The 18,645-nt window shown below is 71.8% G+C and carries 13 protein-coding genes; 5 read left to right on the top strand and 8 right to left on the bottom strand.

The annotated features are described in order from the left end of the window. Nucleotides 1-15: 15 nt before the first annotated feature. Complete coding sequence (locus C4V41_RS33285; RefSeq protein ID WP_103959912.1) at nt 16-930, top strand: pirin family protein; 915 nt, start codon at nt 16-18, stop codon at nt 928-930. Here C4V41_RS33285 and C4V41_RS33280 read toward each other — a convergent pair. Genes C4V41_RS33280 through C4V41_RS33260 form a run of 5 tightly spaced genes read right to left on the bottom strand, consistent with a single transcriptional unit; the run spans nt 927 to nt 8,012 of the window. Further along, nucleotides 927-1,880 (bottom strand): ABC transporter permease, encoded by a 954-nt coding sequence (locus C4V41_RS33280; protein WP_103959911.1) that lies wholly within the window; start codon nt 1,878-1,880, stop codon nt 927-929. The two genes, C4V41_RS33285 and C4V41_RS33280, sit on opposite strands and share 4 nt — an antisense overlap. Next, on the bottom strand, nt 1,877-2,848 hold the full coding sequence (locus tag C4V41_RS33275; RefSeq protein ID WP_103959910.1) for an ABC transporter permease: 972 nt from the start codon (nt 2,846-2,848) through the stop codon (nt 1,877-1,879). The genes C4V41_RS33280 and C4V41_RS33275 overlap by 4 nt, the downstream gene beginning before the upstream one ends. Next, nucleotides 2,841-4,358: a sugar ABC transporter ATP-binding protein gene (locus tag C4V41_RS33270; protein WP_103959909.1), complete on the bottom strand. Its 1,518-nt coding sequence runs from the start codon at nt 4,356-4,358 to the stop codon at nt 2,841-2,843. Before C4V41_RS33270 ends, C4V41_RS33275 begins: the two co-directional genes overlap by 8 nt. A 1-nt stretch (nt 4,359) precedes the next feature. Beyond that, the gene (locus tag C4V41_RS33265; RefSeq protein WP_103959908.1) at nt 4,360-5,427 is read right to left on the bottom strand and encodes an ABC transporter substrate-binding protein; all 1,068 of its coding nucleotides are present in this window, start codon (nt 5,425-5,427) and stop codon (nt 4,360-4,362) included. 59 nt (nt 5,428-5,486) lie between these two features. Further along, nucleotides 5,487-8,012 carry a PA14 domain-containing protein gene (locus C4V41_RS33260; RefSeq protein ID WP_200824393.1) on the bottom strand — a complete coding sequence of 842 codons (2,526 nt, stop codon included), beginning with the start codon at nt 8,010-8,012 and terminating at the stop codon, nt 5,487-5,489. Nucleotides 8,013-8,174: 162 nt separating this feature from the next. Between C4V41_RS33260 and C4V41_RS33255 the strand changes: the two genes are divergently transcribed. Together C4V41_RS33255 and C4V41_RS33250 are read left to right on the top strand one after the other, a co-directional pair. Next, nucleotides 8,175-8,969: a DeoR/GlpR family DNA-binding transcription regulator gene (locus C4V41_RS33255; protein WP_200824392.1), complete on the top strand. Its 795-nt coding sequence runs from the start codon at nt 8,175-8,177 to the stop codon at nt 8,967-8,969. 95 nt (nt 8,970-9,064) lie between these two features. Continuing rightward, on the top strand, nt 9,065-10,546 hold the full coding sequence (locus tag C4V41_RS33250; protein ID WP_235030520.1) for a sugar ABC transporter ATP-binding protein: 1,482 nt from the start codon (nt 9,065-9,067) through the stop codon (nt 10,544-10,546). Here the strand turns inward: C4V41_RS33250 and C4V41_RS33245 are convergent. The 3 genes from C4V41_RS33245 to C4V41_RS63275 form a co-directional block, all read right to left on the bottom strand. Beyond that, on the bottom strand, nt 10,543-11,529 hold the full coding sequence (locus C4V41_RS33245) for a coiled-coil domain-containing protein (RefSeq protein WP_103959906.1): 987 nt from the start codon (nt 11,527-11,529) through the stop codon (nt 10,543-10,545). The genes C4V41_RS33250 and C4V41_RS33245 overlap by 4 nt on opposite strands. A 113-nt stretch (nt 11,530-11,642) precedes the next feature. Then, entirely contained in the window at nt 11,643-13,250 is a 1,608-nt protein-coding gene (locus C4V41_RS33240; protein WP_103959905.1) for a serine/threonine-protein kinase, read from the bottom strand. A gap of 274 nt (nt 13,251-13,524) precedes the next feature. Beyond that, nucleotides 13,525-14,730 carry an NAD(P)-binding domain-containing protein gene (locus C4V41_RS63275; protein WP_235030519.1) on the bottom strand — a complete coding sequence of 402 codons (1,206 nt, stop codon included), beginning with the start codon at nt 14,728-14,730 and terminating at the stop codon, nt 13,525-13,527. Nucleotides 14,731-14,985: 255 nt separating this feature from the next. Here C4V41_RS63275 and C4V41_RS33230 point away from each other — a divergent pair, with 255 nt between their 5' ends. After that, on the top strand, nt 14,986-15,477 hold the full coding sequence (locus C4V41_RS33230) for a hypothetical protein (protein ID WP_103959903.1): 492 nt from the start codon (nt 14,986-14,988) through the stop codon (nt 15,475-15,477). A 291-nt stretch (nt 15,478-15,768) separates the two neighbouring features. After that, nucleotides 15,769-18,570 (top strand): hypothetical protein, encoded by a 2,802-nt coding sequence (locus tag C4V41_RS33225; RefSeq protein WP_103959902.1) that lies wholly within the window; start codon nt 15,769-15,771, stop codon nt 18,568-18,570. Nucleotides 18,571-18,645 lie beyond the last annotated feature (75 nt).

The raw sequence follows: 18,645 nt of genomic DNA, 5'->3' as shown, positions 1-18,645 counted from the left end.
CCGTACAGTTTTACCGTGAGCAACCTGGAGCATGACCCGCGGGAGATCCGCTGCGGGGCCGAAGCGGGCGCCGGCAGTGAGGTGCTGATCGGGCGTGAGGTGCCGCTGGGCGGGCCGCGCGCCATGGCGGTGAGCAGGACGCTGCCGGGCGTGCGCCGTCGCATGATCGGCGCGTGGTGCTTCGTGGACGCGTACGGGCCGGAGCGGGCCGTCATGCGGGTGCCGCCGCATCCGCACACCGGGCTGCAGACGGTGAGCTGGCTGCTGGCGGGCGAGGTGCTGCACCGCGACAGCCTGGGCACCCTGCAGGAGATCCGGCCGGGGCAGCTCAACCTGATGACGGCCGGTCGCGGCATCTCGCACTCGGAGGAGTCGCCGGAGACCGTGCTGCACGGGGTGCAGTTGTGGGTGGCGCTGCCCGGCGAGCGGCGCGACGTCGCGCCCGGTTTCGAGCACCACCCGTCGCTGCCCGTGCTGCGCGGGCCTGGCTTCGCGGCGACCGTGATCATGGGCGCGCTGGGCGGCGTGGTCTCGCCCGCCACCGCCCACACGCCGCTCGTCGGCGCGGAGGTGGCGGTGGACGGCGCGTGCGAGGTGCCGGTCGATCCGGCGTTCGAGCACGGGCTGCTGCTGCTCGACGGCGAGGTGGCGGAGATCGGCCAGGGACCGCTGATCTACCTGCCGCCGGGCCGGTCCGGGGTGCGGCTGTCGGGGCGTGGCCGGGTGCTGCTGATCGGCGGTGAGCCGTTCGGCGAGGAGATCGTCATGTGGTGGAACTTCGTCGGCCGCTCCCACGACGAGATCGTCGCGTTCAGGAAGGAGTGGACGGAGGGCGAGGGGTTCGGCTCCGTCGAGGGTTTCGACGGGGCGCCGCTCCCCGCGCCCGTCCTGCCCGGCACCCGGCTGAAGCCGCGCGGCCGGGTCCGTTAGGTCAGCCGCTGCGCCTTGCTCAGCAGCCGCTGCGCCACCACCACCAGCGCCAGGAACACGCCGCTGACCACCTGCTGAAACGCCGACGTCAGGCTGCCCACCTGGTTGATCAGGCTCTGGATGACGCCCAGCAGCAGCACCCCGGCCACGGACCCGGTGACGCCGCCGGCCCCGCCGGTCAGCAGGGTCCCGCCGATCACCACGGCGGCGATGGCGTCCAGCTCCAGGCCGATGCCCAGGATGGTCACGCCGGAGGAGAGCCGGGCCGCGTTGAGCGCGCCCGCCAGGCCGGCCAGCAGGCCCGACATGACGTACACGTACACCTTGGTCCGGGCGACCGGCACGCCCATGAGGGCCGCCGCCTGCTCGTTGCCGCCGATGGCGTAGACGTTCTGGCCGAAGCCGGTGCGCTGCAGCAGCACCATGGCGGTCAGAGCGAGGGCCATGGTGACGTACACGGGGTAGGAAAGGCCCAGGATCTCGCCCTGGCCGAGGGTGGCGAAGGCGGTGTCCTTGACGAGGTACGTGGTGGCGCCCTCGTCCGAGATCGCCAGCATGAGGCCGCGCACCCCGAGCAGCCCGGCCAGGGTGACGATGAACGGCGCCATCCCGGTCCGCGCGATCACCAGGCCCTGCAGCAGGCCGACCACCCCGCACACCACCAGCGGCAGCAGCAGGGCCACGAGGAACCCGTACTGCGAGCCGTACGCCGCCAGCACCCCGCCCAGCACGAACAGCGAGCCGACCGACAGGTCGATGCCGCCGCTGATGATGACGAACGTCATGCCGATCGCGATGATCGCCAGGAACGACGACGAGACGACCACGCTGGCCGCGTTCGCGGGCGTGGCGAAGGAGTCGAAGCCCAGGCTGCCCACGACCACCAGGATGCCCAGCACCATGACGGCGCCGTGCTGCTGGAGCGTGCGGCTCACCTGCTCGCGGTTCATCGGGTCCCCCGCTTCCTGGTGGCGTAGACGGCGGCCAGGATGATGACCGCCTGGACCATCTGGGTCCACGACTGCGGCAGGTTGTGCTTGATCAGCGTGGCCGCCAGGAGCTGCATGAGCAGCGCGCCCATGACCGTGCTGAGCACCCTGATCCGCCCGCCGGTGAGCGGGGTGCCGCCGACCACGACGGCGGTGATCGCCGACAGCTCGATGAACATGCCGAGCGAGGTCGGGTCGCTGGCCTGCAGCCGGGCCGTGGCCAGCACGCCGGCCAGGGCGGCGAGCAGGCCGGAGATCACGTAGACGATCAGGAGCACCCGTTTGACGGGCAGCCCGGACAGCTCGCTGGCCGACCGGTTGCCGCCGATGGCGACGACCTGCCGCCCGAACGTGGTCCGCCGCACCACGAACAGCACGATCACGGTCAAGGCGGCCGCGATGAGCACGATGACCGGGATGCCGGCCACCGAGCTGCTGCCCAGCGCGATCAGGTCGGGGTTGCGGAACTCGACGAGCTGCGGCACCAGGACGTTCGCCAGTCCGCGCACGCCGACCAGCAGCGCCAGTGTCGCCACGATCGGCTGCACCCCGACGTACGCCACCAGCGCCCCGCCCGCGGCTCCCACGATCGCGCCGCCGGCGACGGCCACGATGAGGGCGGGCAGCCAGCCGTACCCGAGGTAGAGCACGACGAGCGCGGCGGCCAGCGCCATCACCGAGCCGACGGACAGGTCGATGCCCTGGGTGCCGATCACCAGGGCCATGCCCAGCGAGACGATCACGATGGGCGTGACCTGGACGAGCTGGGTGCGGAAGTTCGAGGCGTCCAGGAAGTGCGGCGTGAACAGCACGTTGAACAGCAGCAGCGCGAGCACGGCCGCGTACACGCCGTAGTCCTGCGCCCAGGCGAACACCTGTGGCTTCAACACGGCCACCCTGCCGGCCGGCCGTGAGGTCGGCTCAGCCATCCGACTGCTCCGCGATCGTCGCCATGATCCTCTCCTCGGTCACCTCGTCGCCCGACAGCTCGCCCACGACCGTTCCCTCGCGCAGGACGAGGATCCGGTCGGCGCCCTCGACCAGCTCCTCCAGGTCGGAGGAGATCAGCAGCACGCCCAAGCCCTCCTCGGCCAGCTCGTCGATCAGCGCCTGCACCTCGGCCTTGGCGCCGACGTCGATGCCCCGGGTGGGCTCGTCGAGCAGCAGCACCTTGGGCCGTACCGCCAGCCAGCGGGCGAGCAGCACCTTCTGCTGGTTGCCGCCGGACAGCTCGGAGACGAGCTGGTTCGGCGAGGCGGCCTTGATCCTCAGCCTCCGCATGAAGATCTCGACCACCCGGTCGATCTTCGCCTCCGACACCACGCCCGCCTTCCCGAGGGAGGGCAGCGCGGCCAGGGCGATGTTCTCGCGCACCGACAGGGTCGGGATGATGCCCTCGGCCTTGCGGTCCTCGGGCAGCAGGCTGACGCCCGCCCTGATGGCGGCCGCGGTGGAGCCGGCGCGCAGCGGCGACCCTGCCACGAGCACCTGCCCGCCGTCCAGGGGCAGGGCGCCGACGATGGCCTTGGCCGTCTCGGTACGCCCCGCGCCCAGCAGCCCGCCGAGCCCGACGACCTCACCCGGTTTGACGGAGACGTCCACGCCGTCGAGCACGTGCCGCCGGGTCAGGCCCTTCGCCTCGATCACCGGGGCCGCACCGTTGGCGTGGCGATCCCGCGAGAAGCGGGTCAGGCCCTGCGAGCGGACCTCGCCCAGGTCGCGGCCGAGCATGAGCGAGATGAGCTTGAGGCGTTCCAGCTCGGCCAGCGGCCCGGTGTGGGCCAGGCGGCCGTCGCGCAGCACGGTGACCTGGTCGCACACCCGGTAGAGCTCGTCGAGGCGGTGGCTGACGTACATGACGGCGATGCCGCTGTCGCGCAGCCGCCTGATCACCCCGAACAGGGTCTCGACCTCGCGCGGCTCCAGGGACGAGGTGGGCTCGTCCATGATGACCACGCGGGCGTCCACGGAGACCGCCCTGGCCAGGGCGACCATCTGCTGGGCGCCGACGCCGAGCGTGCGCAGCGGGCGGCGGACGTCGGTGGCGACGCCGTACCCGCCGAGGACGCGTTCGGCCTCGCCGTACATGGCGGCCGCGTCGATCACCCCGAACCGGCCGCGCGGCTCGCGGCCGAGCAGCAGGTTGCGGGCCACCGACATCATCGGGACGAGGTTGACCTCCTGGTAGATGGTGGAGATGCCGGCGTGCTGGGCCTCCATGGGGGTGCCGAAGGCGGCGGCGGTGCCCTGGTAGCGCAGCTCACCGCCGTCCGGCTGGTACACGCCGGTGAAGACCTTGATCAGGGTGGACTTGCCCGCGCCGTTCTCGCCGACGAGCGCGTGCACCTCGCCCGGGCGGAGGGCGAGGGACACGCCGTCGAGTGCGAGCACGCCGGGGAAGCGCTTGCTGATCCCCTTGGCCTCGAGAACCGGTTCCAACTCAGTACGCCTCACCGAGGGAGCTCTTGGCGTTGCTCGTGTCGTAGTCGCGGTCGGAGATGATCACCTTGTCCGGGATGGACTGGCCGTCCAGGAACTTCTGGGCGGTCTCGAAGGCGAGCGGGCCGAAGCGCGGGTTCGACTCGATGACCGCGTGCAGCCAGCCGTCGGCGATGCCCTGGACGGCGCTGCGGGTGCCGTCCACCGACACGATCTTGATCGTGCCGGGCTCCTTGCCGGCGCCCTTCAGCGCGGTGACCGCGCCCAGCGCCATCTCGTCGTTCTCGGCGTAGATGCCGTTGATGTCGGGGTTGGACTGGATGAGCTGCTCGGTGACCTGCTGGCCCTTCTCGCGGGCGAACTCACCGGTCTGCTCGAAGGAGATCGTGATCCCGGGGGCCTTCTCCTTGACGCGGTCCTTGAAGCCGTTGGTGCGCTCGGTGGTGACGTTGTTGCCGGGCGCGCCGAGCAGGATGGCGACCTTGCCCTTGCCGGAGACCGCGTCGATCATGCGGTCGGCGGCGCGCTTGCCCTGCTCGTAGAAGTCCGAGCCGATGAACGTCAGATAGTCGCTGCACGCCCTGGCGTTGATCTTCCGGTCCACCGTGATGATCGGGATCTTCTTGGCGGCGGCCTGCTGCAGCACGGGCTCCCAGCCGTCGGAGTTGAGCGGCGCGATCACCAGGAGCCGGACGCCCTGCGCGATGAGCTGCTGGACGTCGGTGATCTGCTTGGAGAACTGCGACTGGGCGTTGGTGACCTTGAGGTTCGTGATGCCCAGCTTGGCGGCCTCGTCCTTGATGGACTTGGTCTCGGCGATGCGGAACGGGTTGGCCTCCTTCTCCGACTGGGAGAAGCCGACCGTGGCGGTCTTGAGGTCGAACTTCGTGCCGCCGAACTGCTGCAGCGTGCAGGTCGGGCCGGCGGTGCCGGACGGGCTCTGGACGACCTGCCGCCCGGCCGTGCTCGCGGCGGCGGGCGCGGTCTGCGGCTCCTCGGCCTTCGCGCAGGCCGACGCGGTGAGCAGCACGGCCAGCGCCAAGGCGGCAGTTCGAACATGGGGGGTCATGGCGGTTCCTTTCCTATCAGGCGCGGCGCCCGGGCCGCGGGGCCCGGGCGCCCGAGTGATCAGCTGCAGGTGGGGTTGATCGCGCTCGTCAGCGCCTTGTGGGCGTCGTGGACGCGCTTGACGTCCGGCTTGGTGATCGCCCGGTCGTACGTCATGAGGCCGTTGATCTCGGTCTCGACGTCGGTGGTCTGGGTGTAGATCGCGGCGCTGAGCCCTTCACAGGCGTGCAGGCGTTCCAGCTCCTTGACCATGTTCACGTAGCGGTTGGTGAGGGCCGCCGGGTCGGGCTCGACCGCGTAGCCCCAGCCGCCGCCGGACCAGGTGTGGCCGACCACCGGCAGGGCCAGGCCGCCGTACTCGCCGATCACGTTCGCCCTGGTGCCGACCGGCTTGCCGGGGTTGCCCGGGCCCGGGTAGATGTGGAAGTCCTTGACGTCGCCGTTGCCGCCGTCCACGGCCCCGCAGCAGTTGATGCCGCTCATGTTGTTCACCAGGCGGGAGGGGTCCCAGCTCTTGACCAGGTCGGCGACGCGCGCCTGGTCGTACTGGCCCCAGCCCTCGTTGAACGGCACCCACATGACGATCGACGGGCTGCTCCGGTGCTGGTCGACCAGCTCGCGCAGCTCGGCCTCGAACTGCGGCCTGTCGCTGGTGCGGAAGGCCGACGGCATGTCCTGCCAGACCAGCAGGCCCAGCTTGTCGGCGTGGTGGTACCAGCGGTCGGACTCGACCTTGACGTGCTTGCGGACGGCGTTGAAGCCGAGGGCCTTGGTCTGCTCCAGGTCGTAGCGCAGGGCCTCGTCGGTCGGCGGCGTGTAGATGCCGTCGGGCCAGAAGCCCTGGTCGAGCGGGCCGATCTGGAAGACCGGCTTGCCGTTGAGCAGCATCCGGTTGTCGGAGACCTCGATGGAGCGCATCCCGAAGTACGACTTCACCTCGTCCTTGCCGACCTTGACCTCCAGGTCGTACAGGTGGGGGTCGTCGGGGGACCACAGCCTGGGGTCGGGCACGGGCAGGCGCAGCTTCTGGCCGACGGGTCCGGTGACCTTGCCGACCACGTCCCTGCCGGTGTCGCCGTCCCTGGCGATCACGGTGGCGGTGCCGCCCGTGCCCTGGACGGTGACGTACAGGGCCTCGCCCTTGACGTCGGGCGTGGTGTCGACGCGGTCGATGCGGGCCGCCTCGACCGGCTCGATCCAGACGGTCTGCCAGATGCCGGAGACCGAGGTGTACCAGATGCCGCCCGGGTTGAGCCGCTGCTTGCCGATGGCCTGGGCGCCGTTGTCGGTGGGGTCGTACACGCCGACGACCAGCTCCTGGCGGGCGCCGCGCTTGAGCGCGCCGGTCACGTCCACGCTGATCCGGCCGTAGCCGCCCTTGTGGGTGGTGACCTCCTTGCCGTTGACGTAGACGGCGGCCTGCCAGTCGACCGCGTCGAGGTGCAGCAGCAGGCGCTCGCCGCGCCAGTCCGGCGGCACGTCGAACGTGCGGCGGTACCACATGCGCTGCTCGTGCCGGCCGATGCCGGACAACTGCGACTCCACCGGGTACGGCACCACGATCCGCTCGGGCAGGTCACGGCCGGTCGGCACGGCCTCGCCCGCCTTGGCCGGGGCGAACTGCCAGGTGCCGTTGAGGCTCTGCCAGCGGTCCCTGACGAGCTGCGGCCTGGGGTACTCGGGCAGTGGGTTCGCCGGGTTCATCTCGTCGGCCCACGGGGTCCGCAGGATGTAGGCGGAGGCGTTGACCACGTACGCGAAGGGGTAGGCGGCCAGCGGGGCGCCGTCGGCGTAGGTGATGCCGCCGCTGCCGTCGTAGGAGGTGCGCACGGTGCTGCCGGCCTTCGACGGGACCGGGTACTTGAGCTTGAGCTCCACGGTGTCCGGGCTCTTCAGCGTCGCGGAGGTCACCGGCCAGGTGGCGGCGCCGACCGTGACGCCCAGTTTCTGCGCCGCGTTCGCGGGCAGCGCGGCCAGCGGCTTGGCGTAGGTGAGCGTGGCGACGTCGCCGGCGGTGTTCAGGCGGGCGTCGTACGGGCCGTCCGGCTGGTAGCCGGCCGGGACGGTGAACGCGCTCATGGGCACGATGGCCTTCGGCTGGCTGGGGCTCTGCCAGCGCAGGCGCAGGTTGGCGCCGCCGAAGTGCTCGAAATACTCGACCTTGACGTCATACTTGCGGCCGGCCTGCAGGGCGATCGGGGTGCCGGTCTGCTCGCGGTCCCAGTCGTCGACCCAGTGGTCGATGATCGGCCTGCCGTCCACCCAGAGGCGGAAGCCGTTGTCGCCGATGATGGAGAAGGTGTAGGTCTCGGAATATTCGGCCGTGATCTGCCCGGTCCAGCGGACCGTGACGTCGTCCTCCCTGCCGGTCAGCAGTTTGAACGTGGGGTTCAGGTCGGCCATCTCCAGGTTCGGGTCGATGATGCTCGCCTTGAGCTCGGCGAAGTCGAACCGGCCCGCCGCCGAGGCGAGGTAGTAGTCGCCGCGCAGCCCGTTCCGCTCAGCGGGGGCGGCGGACACGGGTGTGGGCATCTGCCATAACACGGACATGAGTACGGCCAGCAGCAACGCAAGGCGCTTACGCACGGGGGGTCCTTTCGAAACGCGCCGATCAGGTTCGGACAGCTTTTGACCCTGACACGCTCCAAAGTAAGCACTGACGGACCGAGCCGGTCAAGATTTCCGATCAAAATCGTTCGCGTTCGATCAGAGGTGAACTCGTGCGGACGCGTCTACTATGATCGGGACGTGAGCGACACGCAGAGCGACGGACGCAGGCCCGTGTTCGCCGCTGAACGCCGGCAGCGCATCCTCGAGCTGGTGCGCGCCAACGGCGCGGTGTCGCTGCGCGAGCTCGCCCAGGCCGTGCACTCCTCCGAGGTGACCGTCCGCCGCGACCTGCGCGCGCTGGAGTCGGAGGGCCTGCTCAACCGCCACCACGGCGGCGCGACCCTGCCCGGCGAGCTGTCGCGCGAGGCGGGCTACTCGCACAAGGTCTCCCTGGAGTCGGCCGAGAAGGCCGCCATCGCCGACCTGGCCGCCGCCCTCGTCGAGGACGGCGACGCGATCGTGGTCGGTCCCGGCACCACGACGCAGGAGTTCGCGCGCCGCCTGACCAGACACGCCGAGCTGGCCGTGGTGACCAACTCGCTGCTGGTCGCCCAGGTGCTGTCCGCCTCACCGCGGATCGAGGTGATGCTGACCGGCGGCACTTTGCGCGGCTCGATCCTGGCCCTGGTGGGCAGCGCGGCCGAGCACTCGCTGGCCGGGCTGCGCGTACGCAGGGCGTTCATCTCGGGCAACGGCCTGACCGCCGAGCGCGGGCTCTCGACGCCCAACATGCAGGTGGCCGGCGTGGACCGGGCGCTGGCCGCGGCGGCCGAGGAGGTCGTGGTGCTGGCCGACCACACCAAGATCGGTGTGGACACGATGGTGCAGACCGTCGCCCCCGACCGCATCGACCACCTGGTCACCGACGACTCCGCGCCGCGCGACGTGCTCGACGAGCTGAGCGCGCGCGGAGTGCGCCTGCACGTCGCCTAGTTTCTGACCGCCCGGTTCTGATCGAATGTGACAATGCCGTTACTGGAATGTTTCCTTATTCGACCACGATCGAGGCGGAGGCAACCGTGCTACAGGTGGCTGGCGTTCTCAAGTCGTTCCAGGGTGTCACCGCCCTCGACCACGTCACCCTGTCCGTGCGTCCCGGCGAGGTGCACGCGCTGATCGGCGGCAACGGAGCCGGCAAGTCGACCCTCGTGAAGGTGCTGTCCGGCGTTCACCAGCCCGACGCGGGCGAGCTGCGCCTGCTCGGTGAGCCGGTACGGTTCGCGGGGCCGGCCGACGCCAAGCGGGCGGGGATCGCCACGATCCATCAGGAGACGAACCTCGTACCGACGATGAGCGTGGCCAGGAACCTGCTGCTGGGCCGGGAGCCCCGGGGGCGGCTGGGGCTGATCGACGCGGCGGCGGTGCACGCCCGCGCCGAGGAGGTGCTGGCCGCGTACGGACTCGAAGTGGACGTGCGCCGCCCGCTCGGGTCGCTCGGCGAGGGCGCGCGCCAGCTCGTCGCGCTGGCCAGGGCCGCCTCGGCGGACGCCCGGCTGGTCATCATGGACGAGCCCACGTCGGCGCTGGAGCACGCCGAGCTGGAGACCCTGTTCGGCGCCGTGACCAGGCTGCGCGAGCAGGGCCGCTCGGTCATCTACGTGACGCACCGGCTGGAGGAGCTGTACGGGATCTGCGACCGCGTCACGGTGCTGCGTGAGGGCCGCGTCGTGCACACGGGGCCGCTGGCCGGGCTCGACCGGCTGCGGCTCGTCTCGCTCATGCTGGGCCGGCCCTTCCACCCCGCGCCGCCCGCGCCGCAGGAGGGCGAGCCGGACGAGCCCGCCGACGTGCCCGTGCTGGAGGCCAAGGGGCTGACCCGCCACCACGTGCTGGACGGCGTGTCGCTGGCGATGCGGGCCGGTGAGGTCGTCGGGCTGGGCGGGCTGCTCGGCGCCGGGCGCAGCGAGACGGCCAGGGCCATCGCGGGCGTGCTGCCGGTGGACGCCGGGCAGGTGACGGTCGCCGGGGCGGCGGCCCGCAAGTGGTCGATCAGGAGCGCCGTGCGCGCCGGGATCGGCCTGGTGCCGGAGAACAGGAAGACCGAGGGCATCGTGCCCACGCTGTCGGTACGCGACAACATCGCGCTGGCCGCCCTGCCCCGGCTGTCGCGGGCGGGCATCGTGTCGGACGCGCAGGTGGACGCCATCGTGGCGACGTTCATGCGGCGGCTGGGCATCAAGGCGGTCTCGCCGCGCCAGCCGGCCGGGGAGCTGTCGGGCGGCAACCAGCAGAAGGTGCTGCTGGCGCGGTGGCTGGCCACGCATCCGAAGGTGCTGCTGCTGGACGAGCCGACCCGGGGCGTGGACGTGGCGACCAAGGTCGAGATGCAGGCGCTGCTCGACGAGCTGGCCGTGGACGGGCTGGCCATCCTGCTCATCTCCTCGGACGTGGCCGAGCTGGTCGAGAACTGCGACACCGTGGTCGTGCTCAGGGACGGCGCCATCACCGACCAGCTCACCGGCCCCGAGGTCACCGAGGACCGGCTGCTGGCCGCCCTCGCCAAGGACTAATAGACCGAGATGTGCGGATGGTCGTAGTGGTTGGCCGTCGTGCCGCCACGATCGGACATGGTGCGCCATGAGCCCGTCCTGGCGTGCCAGATGCGCTGCCGGTAGATCACGTACATGATCCCGAGCCGTTTGGCGTTCTTGGTCGCCCAGGCGACGATCTGCTCGCCGCGTACGAGCTCGGGGCCCGACGGCATCGCGCCGCCCCTGCTCAGCATGAAGTCGCAGGCCCGGCCGAGGGGGTGCTCGCCGCCGTCCTGGACGGCGCGGAAGCACCCGATGCCCATCGGCACCTCGAAGCGCTCCTGGATGAGGTTCTTGACCAGCCGCATCCTGGAGGTGATGTTGTCCGAGCCCTCGGGCAACTGCGGCACCCACGTGCCGTCGGAACGCCGCACCCCCGGCGCCTTGTGGAGCTGGTCGATCTTGTCCTTGATCTTCTCGATCTGCAGCTCGGCCTTCTTCTTGCGCTTCTCGAGGTCGTCCACCGTCCGCCCGAGCTCGTCGGCGCGGGCCACGGCCTCGTCCTTGGCCTGCTTGTGGGCGTTCCTGACGGCGGCGTAGCCGCGCAGCCTGGCGTCCTGCAGATCGATGAGGTGCTGGGCCAGCGCCATCCGGCCGAGCAGCGCCGACGGGTCCTCGCCGCCGCCTCCGAACATGGCCAGCTCGCCCGGCTCGGCGCCGATGTACTTGGCGATGGCCATGGCGCGCAGCTCGGCGGAGTTCTCGTCGTAGACCGCCTGGGCGGCGGCCAGCTTCTCGCGGGCGGCCTTCTCGGCCTTCTCCGCCTTCTGCTGGGCGACGCGGCTGCCGTAGTAGTCGGTGATGAGCTTGTCCGAGTCCTTCTGCAGCGCGGCCAGCTCCTTCTTGAGCTGCTTGACCGGCTTCGGCTCGGCCTGCGCCGGCGTCGCCGCCGCGCACAGGAGCACCACGGTGAGTACGGCGGCCAGGCCCCGCCTCGCCCCGGCGGAGGACGCTACCGCCACGCTTCTCCTAACCCCAAGACGCAGGGCAGGTTCCGGTCATGAAGTATTCAGGCCGGGGCGACGCCCTCTATCCGACGCACGATAGTAGGGGATGTTACGTATGAGTACGCAACTCACGCCTTTTCGTCATCTCTGCCCCTTCGTGTTCTGCGGGCCACGAGGTGCCGTCCGAGCAGCGCGGATCCCGGCACGAGCACCATTCCCAGAAGGCTGGAGCCCAGGCCGAGACCGAGGTCGGCGTCCACCAGCCCGTCGCCGTCACCGCCGAGCAACGGCAGGCCGACCGAGACGCTGACCGAGACGGAGACGAGCGGGCCGGGCTCCTTGGCGGGCTCCTTGGCCGGCTCTTTGGCGGGCGGCGGCTCGGGGGCGGGGGCGCTGCTCGTGGCGGGCGGCTTGGTGGGCGGGTCGCTCTTGGGCCGGCTGGTGGTGGAAGGCCGGTCGGAGGACGGCTGCGGCCTGCTCGACCGCGCCGGCTCCCGCGTCGGCTCCCGCGTCGGCTCCTGGGCCGGCTCGCGGGCCGCCGGGCCGCGCGTGGCCGGTACCGCTCTGTCCTCTGGTCGCGGCGTGACCGGGTGGCCCGCGTACGTGATGGGCGGGGTTGCCGTGCCCCCTGTGGGTAAGGAGGACGGGGTGGCCGAGGGCCGGGCGGCCGTCGGCTGGGCGGGGGGTTCGGTGAGCGACGGGGCCGGGGGCAGGGCCATCCCGGGGCTCTGGCCGTTGGAGTCGTTCCAGATCACGAACGCCGCCGCGACGGCGGCCGCGGTCGCCAGCACGAGTGCGCCCGTCACCGCGAGTTTGCCGCCGGGCGACAACGAGCTGTGGAACAGGCTGGTGGCGTTGCCGCCGTTCGCGACCGGCTGCGGGCTCGGCAGCAGGGCGGCGAGCGGCAGGGTCAGGAGGCCGAGCCCGGTCCGCGCGCGCAGCTCCCAGTCGTCTCCGTACGCGGTGCGCGCGACGTCCTCCAGCTCGTCCAGGAACGCCTGCGCCGATTCTGGCCGCTCCGCCGGGTCCTTGGCCAGGCCGAGCTCGACGAGCGGGCGCAGCGGCGGCTCGATGTCCTCCATCGGGGCCGGTAGGTGCTGGTGCTGGTAGGCGAGGGCGGCCATGTTCTCGCCGGGGAAGGGGCGGTGGCCGGTCAGGCACTCGTAGAAGACCAGGGCCGCGGCGTAGACGTCGGTCGCGGGGCCGGCGGGGGCGTCGTCCCACTGCTCGGGCGCCATGTACGCGGGCGTACCCGCCGGCATGGCCGCCTCCCCGAACCGCGCCGCCACGCCGAAGTCGACGAGCTTGCTGTCGCCCTCCTGGGTGATCATGACGTTCTCGGGCTTGAAGTCGCGGTGCACGACTCCGTGCCGGTGTGCCTCGGCCAGGCCGAGCAGCGCTCCCTTCAGCACCACCAGCGCCGCCTCGGCGCCGGTCGCGCCCTCGTGCTCCAGCAGCCGCCTGAGCGTCACGCCGTCGACCAGCTCCATCACGATGACGGCGTCGTCTTCGCCTTCGCGGTAGTCGAGCAGGCGGGCGGTGTGCGGGCTGTCGATCTCGCCGATGACCAGGGCCTCCGCCCTGAACCTGGTGACGAAGTCGGCGTCCGCGCGCACGGGCTCGGACAGGTGCTTGATCGCGACCGCCAGCCCGTCGGAGTCCCGTACGGCGAGCATCACCCGCCCTGTGCCGCCGTGTCCGAGTTCCCGGATCTCGGTGTAACCGGGAACTTCCATGGTGGGACCTCCTGACGGCATAAAGATCCTTATGTCAGGACGCTAACCCGGCGTCACACCCCGTGTCGAGTCCCTTCACAGGAGTAACCGCACCCATGTCGTATTCGATATGGTTACTACTTCTTATAGTAGGCTCGCGTCACTCCCAGCTCCTCATGCGCCGACGGCCTGGCACGCGACCTCCGGGCAAAACCGCAGGTCAACGGCTCGCTCCGGCCTTCGACCCGACCTTGGGCATCGGCACCTCGGACGGCGCGATCGTCTCGGGTGCAGGTCAGGCGGCGGGGCGGGAGGAGGCGGAGGTGAGGTGGGCGCGGACGTTCATGGCGGCTGTACGGCCGGCGCGGTTGGCGCCGATGGTGCTGGCCGAGGGGCCATAGCCGACGAGTTGCAGGCGGGGCTCCTTGAGCACCCGCGTACCGTCCACCCGGATGCCGCCACCCGGTTCCCTGAGGCGGAGCGGGGCCAGGTGGTCCAGGGCCGATCGGAAGCCGGTGGCCCAGATGATCGTGTCAACCTCCAGATGCCGCCCACCATCCCACGCGCCCCTGCCCGGCACATCCCCGTCAGCCCTGCCCCCGGCAGACCCGCCTGCGGCCGGCCCGCTCCCGGCCGACACATTGCCATCCGGCGCACCTCCACCCCGCGTGCCCCTGTCCAGCTCGCCGCTGTTCTCGTTCCACATGACCTCGTTCTCCGTGATGCGGTCGAACATCGGCAGCCGCACCAGGGCGCCCTTGGCCAATGCCTCGCGGACGACCAGGCTGTAGCCGAGGCCCGTCACGCTGACCACGCTCTGCGGTGGCAGGCCGGCGCGGACGCGCTGCTCCACCAGAGCCACGGCCTCCCGGCGGGCCGTCTCGCCGAAGTCGTCGGGGCGGAAGACGGGCGGGCGGCGGGTGACCCAGGTGGTCGTGGCCGCGACGCCCGCCAGTTCGGACAGGACGTGCATGGCCGACGCGCCCCCGCCCACCACGACCACCCGCCGCCCGGCGAACTCCTCCGGCCCCCGGTAGCCGGCATAGTGAAGTTGCCGGCCGGTGAAGTCCGCCGCGCCCGGGTAGTACGGCCAGTGGGGGCGCGTCCACGTACCGGTGGCGTTGACGACGGCCCCGGCCGACCACTCCCCCGCGTCCGACTCCACCACCAACCGGCCGTCCACCCCGCGCCGCACCGCCGTGACCCGGGCCGGCCGCAGGACGTCCAGCCCCACCGAGCGCTCGTAATGCTCGTAGTACTCCGGGACGACCTCGGCGGCGGGCCGGTCCCCGTCCGAGCCCGGCGGGCGGTGCACGCCCGGCAGGTCGAAGACGCCGTGCACCTTGTCCATGGTCAGCGACGGCGACCGATGCCGCCACGCCCCTCCCGCGCCCTCCCCCGCATCCAGTACGAGCGGCTCGTACCCGAACCGCCGCAGGAAGTACGCACTGGACAGCCCCGCCTGCCCCGCGCCGATGACCACGACCTCACGCTCCTCCACGCTGATCTGCAACCAGCGCCGGCGCTGCACTCTTCCCGGGCCTGACTTCAGCCCTGTCGCACGAGCGGCACGGGAACGCCGCGTGCGGGGACACGGCGAGCGGCGCGAGCGGAGACGCGGCGAAAAGGGACATGGCGAGCGGCTACTTCGGCGGGTGCGGCGGGCGACGGTGACTGGCCCTGGCCTCAGGCATGCCTCAGGTGGTTTCCTATGGGACATGCCGTCGGGGGGTGGCACCACCTCAAAGGGGAGCCCGTGGACGACGAGGTCACCGCCGCACAACTGACACCGGCCGCGCGGGACACACTGGCGGCCGAACTGGCCGAGGTCGTGGTAGGGCGGGCAGCGCCGGAGGAACTGGTGCTCTTCAAGGAGAACGCCGCCGACTACTTCCACGACCCGGGCGCGGCACTACGGTCCGGGCGGCGGGACGAGCCGGTGGGGTTCGGGCTCGACCTGCTGACGGTGACACCGTACGCGCTGGCGGTGGCCGTCCCGGTGGTCCAGTACCTTGCGACGACCCTGGTCGAGGCGGTCGCCGAAGAGTCGGCCACACATGTGGTGGCCCGGATCCGGCGGCTCTTCCGGCGCCAGGAGCCCGAGGCGGCCCCCCGGAGCGAGAAGCTGAGCGAGGAGCAGTTGCGGCGGGTACGCGAGGTCGCTTACCAGGCGGCCCAGGGCGTGAAGCTCGACGACGATCAGGCCAACCTGCTCGCCGACGCCGTGGTGGGCGGACTGGTCAGGTGAACCATGGGGGCGCCCAAAACAGGAGCAAATGCGCCCAAGCCGCGTAGGCCATCCGAGCCGTTCAGGCCGCATAGACCGCCCAGCCCAGCCGAGCGACTCAAGTCAGCCAGGACGCCCATGCCGGGCGAGCCGTGCAAACCGCATAGGCCACCCGGGTCAACCGAGCCGCCCGAGCGGCCACCCGAGCCATCCCAGCAGCCGCCCAAGCCACCCAAGCCGCCCGGCTGGCCCGGCCCGCCCGGCCGTCCTGAGCCGGCCGAGCCGCCTGAGCCGCCGCGCAGGCTGGACGCGTTGGCGTACCCGTCGCCGACGACCTCGCGGTTCGTGCTGCTGCTGGCCGCGCTGCTCAGTGCGGGTGCGTTCGCGGGTGGCTGGCTGCACGATCGGGTGCACCCCGGCTGGCCCGCGCTGATCCTGCGCTGTGAGAGTGAGGCTGATCGGCGGGCGGCTGTGCTCACGCCTGAGGAGCGCCGGGCGCTGGCGCCAGGTGGTCCCGCGGTGAACCCGGCGTATGAGCTGGTGCTGGCCCGGCAGGTGCTCGCCGCCCGCTGCCGGGCCTCGCTGGAGCAGCGCAGGGCGGTGTACGGGCTGGCAGGTGCCGTGGGCGCGGGCGTGGCGGGAGTGGCCCTGCTCGTTCTGGCACCGGTCGTGATCCAGCGCAGGCGGCGGCTACGACCGCTCGTGCCGATCCTGCCCGAGGCCGCGAGCCGGATCGCCACGCTGGCGGCCGAGGCGGGGCTGCGGCGGCCTCCCGTCGCGCTCCTGGGCACGGCCGCGCTGCGCGACGGCTACAGTTACGGCCGCCCGGGCCGCTACCGGCTCGTGCTGCCGCAGGCGGCGGCCGTGCGCTGGCGCGACAGCACGCTGTTCGACCCTCTGGTACGACACGAGCTCGCCCACATCGCGTACGGCGACGTCACCCTGGCCTGGCTGGCCCGCTCGATCGGGTACGTCCTGGCGCCCCTCCTGCTCGTACCAGCGGTGATCATCGCCCTGTCGGACGACCGCACCCTGCTGCCCGGTTACCTCCTCCGGATCGGGCTCCTCGGCCTGACGGCGCTGCTGGTCTCCAGTGCGCTCCTGCGATCCCGCGAGCACGACGCCGACCTGCGCGCGGCACGGGCGGGCGGCGGCCCGGAGACGTTCGCGGGCATCGTCGGGCGCATGCGCGGCGCCGGGGTGACGTGGTACCGGCGGCCGCTGGCCTACCACCCGTCGCCGGCCCGCCGCCGGGCGGTGCTCGCACGGCCGGAACTGGCCGTCTCCGTCACCGCGCTGGACGGCCTGGCCGCCGGGTTCCTCGCGGCGCTGATCATCCCTCAGCTGGTCAGCGCATTGACCTGGGTGTTCAGCGAGGCGAGCCGCACCGACCTCGCCCTGGTCGTCCCCGCCGTGACGGTCGGCCTGCTCCTGGGGTCCTCGGTGGGCCTCGGCCTGTGGCGCGCCACCCTCCTCACCCGCACCCCCACGACCGGCCCCCGCCCAGACCCGGTAACGGGCGGAACCACAGGTGAAACGGCGGGTGGCGGAGCGGGCAAAGCGACCGATGGCGCGGCGGGCAGTGCGGCGGCCGGCATGGCCGGTGGCGTGGCGGGTGGTGTGGCGGTGGGGCTGGTTGTTGGGCAGGTTGTGGGGCTTCCGCAGACGGGGCTCGAACCGTCCTGGACGATTCTGGTGGTGGGGTGGGCCGGGTTCGGGGCGACTGTCCTGTCTGCCGGGCTCGGGGAGTTGTGGGCCGACGCCGCGCCCGCCCTGTCGCGGCGCGCCTCCTGGGTGATCGCGCTGGCCGTGAACTGGGTGTTGTTCGGGGTGGTGCTGTGGCTGGCCGGTCAGCTTGAGCTCGTCCTCGACCAGGGTGGCTGGGAGGTGGCCCGGATGTGGTTCACCAGCATGCCGGGCACCTGGCCGGCCCTGGCTGCGATCGGTGCGCTCGCCTTGGTCAGCGCCTGGGGTCTGGTCGTCTCCCGGCGCCGAGGTGTGCTCATGCCTCGCTGGCTGCTGGAAACCGGTGAGCCGAGCCCATGGCCGGTCCGGCCCGTTGGCGGGGTGCTCGGGGTGGCGATGGTGGCCGGGGTGGTGAGTGCGCTGGTCTGTCTGGTGTTCGGGCTCGTCATGGGGCCGGTGGACACCGATGCCGCTCGGATCCAGCGCTTCTTCACGTACTTGTGGATCGTGGCGGCGGCCGTGGTGGCCGCCGCGCTGGCGGCGCCGCGACGGGCACGGCTGCTCGCCGGGCCGTTGGCGGGGCTTGTGGGGGGCGTGGGGTATCTGGCGGTGAACGGCCTGTTCGGGGGCCGGTTGACGGTCGCCTTTGTGCTGGCGGTTCTGCCTCCGCCGCTGGTCATCGGGTTCGTGTGCATGGTGTTCACCGCTCTGCCGTTCCGGAGTCGGGAGCCGGGGGTTCGACGTGGGGCCGTCGTACAGGTCCCGGCTCCGGTCCGAGGGGAAGCCGTCGCACGGATTCCGGTTCCGGTCCGAGGGGGAGTCGCCGGGCGGCTTTCGGCTTCGGTGGGACGAGTGGGTTTCGGCCCGGTCCGACGAGGTGCGCGTGTCTCGAAGAATTCGGTCCGGCGGGTGGTCGCAGCGCTGGGGCTGGGGCTGGCCGCCACCGGCGTGGTGATCGCCGCGCGGGAGCCTCTGGCCGGCGGGTACGCCCTTCCCACCGTCGTCCCGACGCCGCCGATCACTCCCGAGCCCGCGGCCGACGCCAAAGCCGAGGCCGCCCGCTACGTCTACGAGCGGGTCCCCGCCTACCTGGACCGCCTCCAGGAGATGCGTTCAGCCCGGAACGCGATCCTGGCCACTCCCCCGTCTGCGGACCGGGCCGTACGAATGCGGACGGAGGCGGTGAGCCAGGCGCGGGCGATGCTCGCCGACGCGCAAGCGTACCGGCCGGAGGGCGCCGAGACCCGGGCGGCGCACCAGGAGTGGATCGCCTTCCTGCGCGCCCAGCACCAGGCCCTCGACTTGCTGGCCACCGCCCTGGAAACCGGCGCCACCACCTCCCCGGAAGCGGCGGCCAAGGAGGCCGAGGCGCTGGGTCACTTCCAGAGGTGGGGAAGCAAGGTGACCACAATGGCCGGAGGTGGCTGAGCGGTCAGGCGCGGGGGGTCGGGCTCGGGTGACCGAAACGACGGCGGTCAGGCTCGGGTGGCCGGGACGACGGCG

The organism is Nonomuraea solani (genome assembly GCF_900108335.1).
GTDB lineage: Bacteria > Actinomycetota > Actinomycetes > Streptosporangiales > Streptosporangiaceae > Nonomuraea > Nonomuraea solani.
This window is presented reverse-complemented; position numbering and strand designations above follow the sequence as displayed.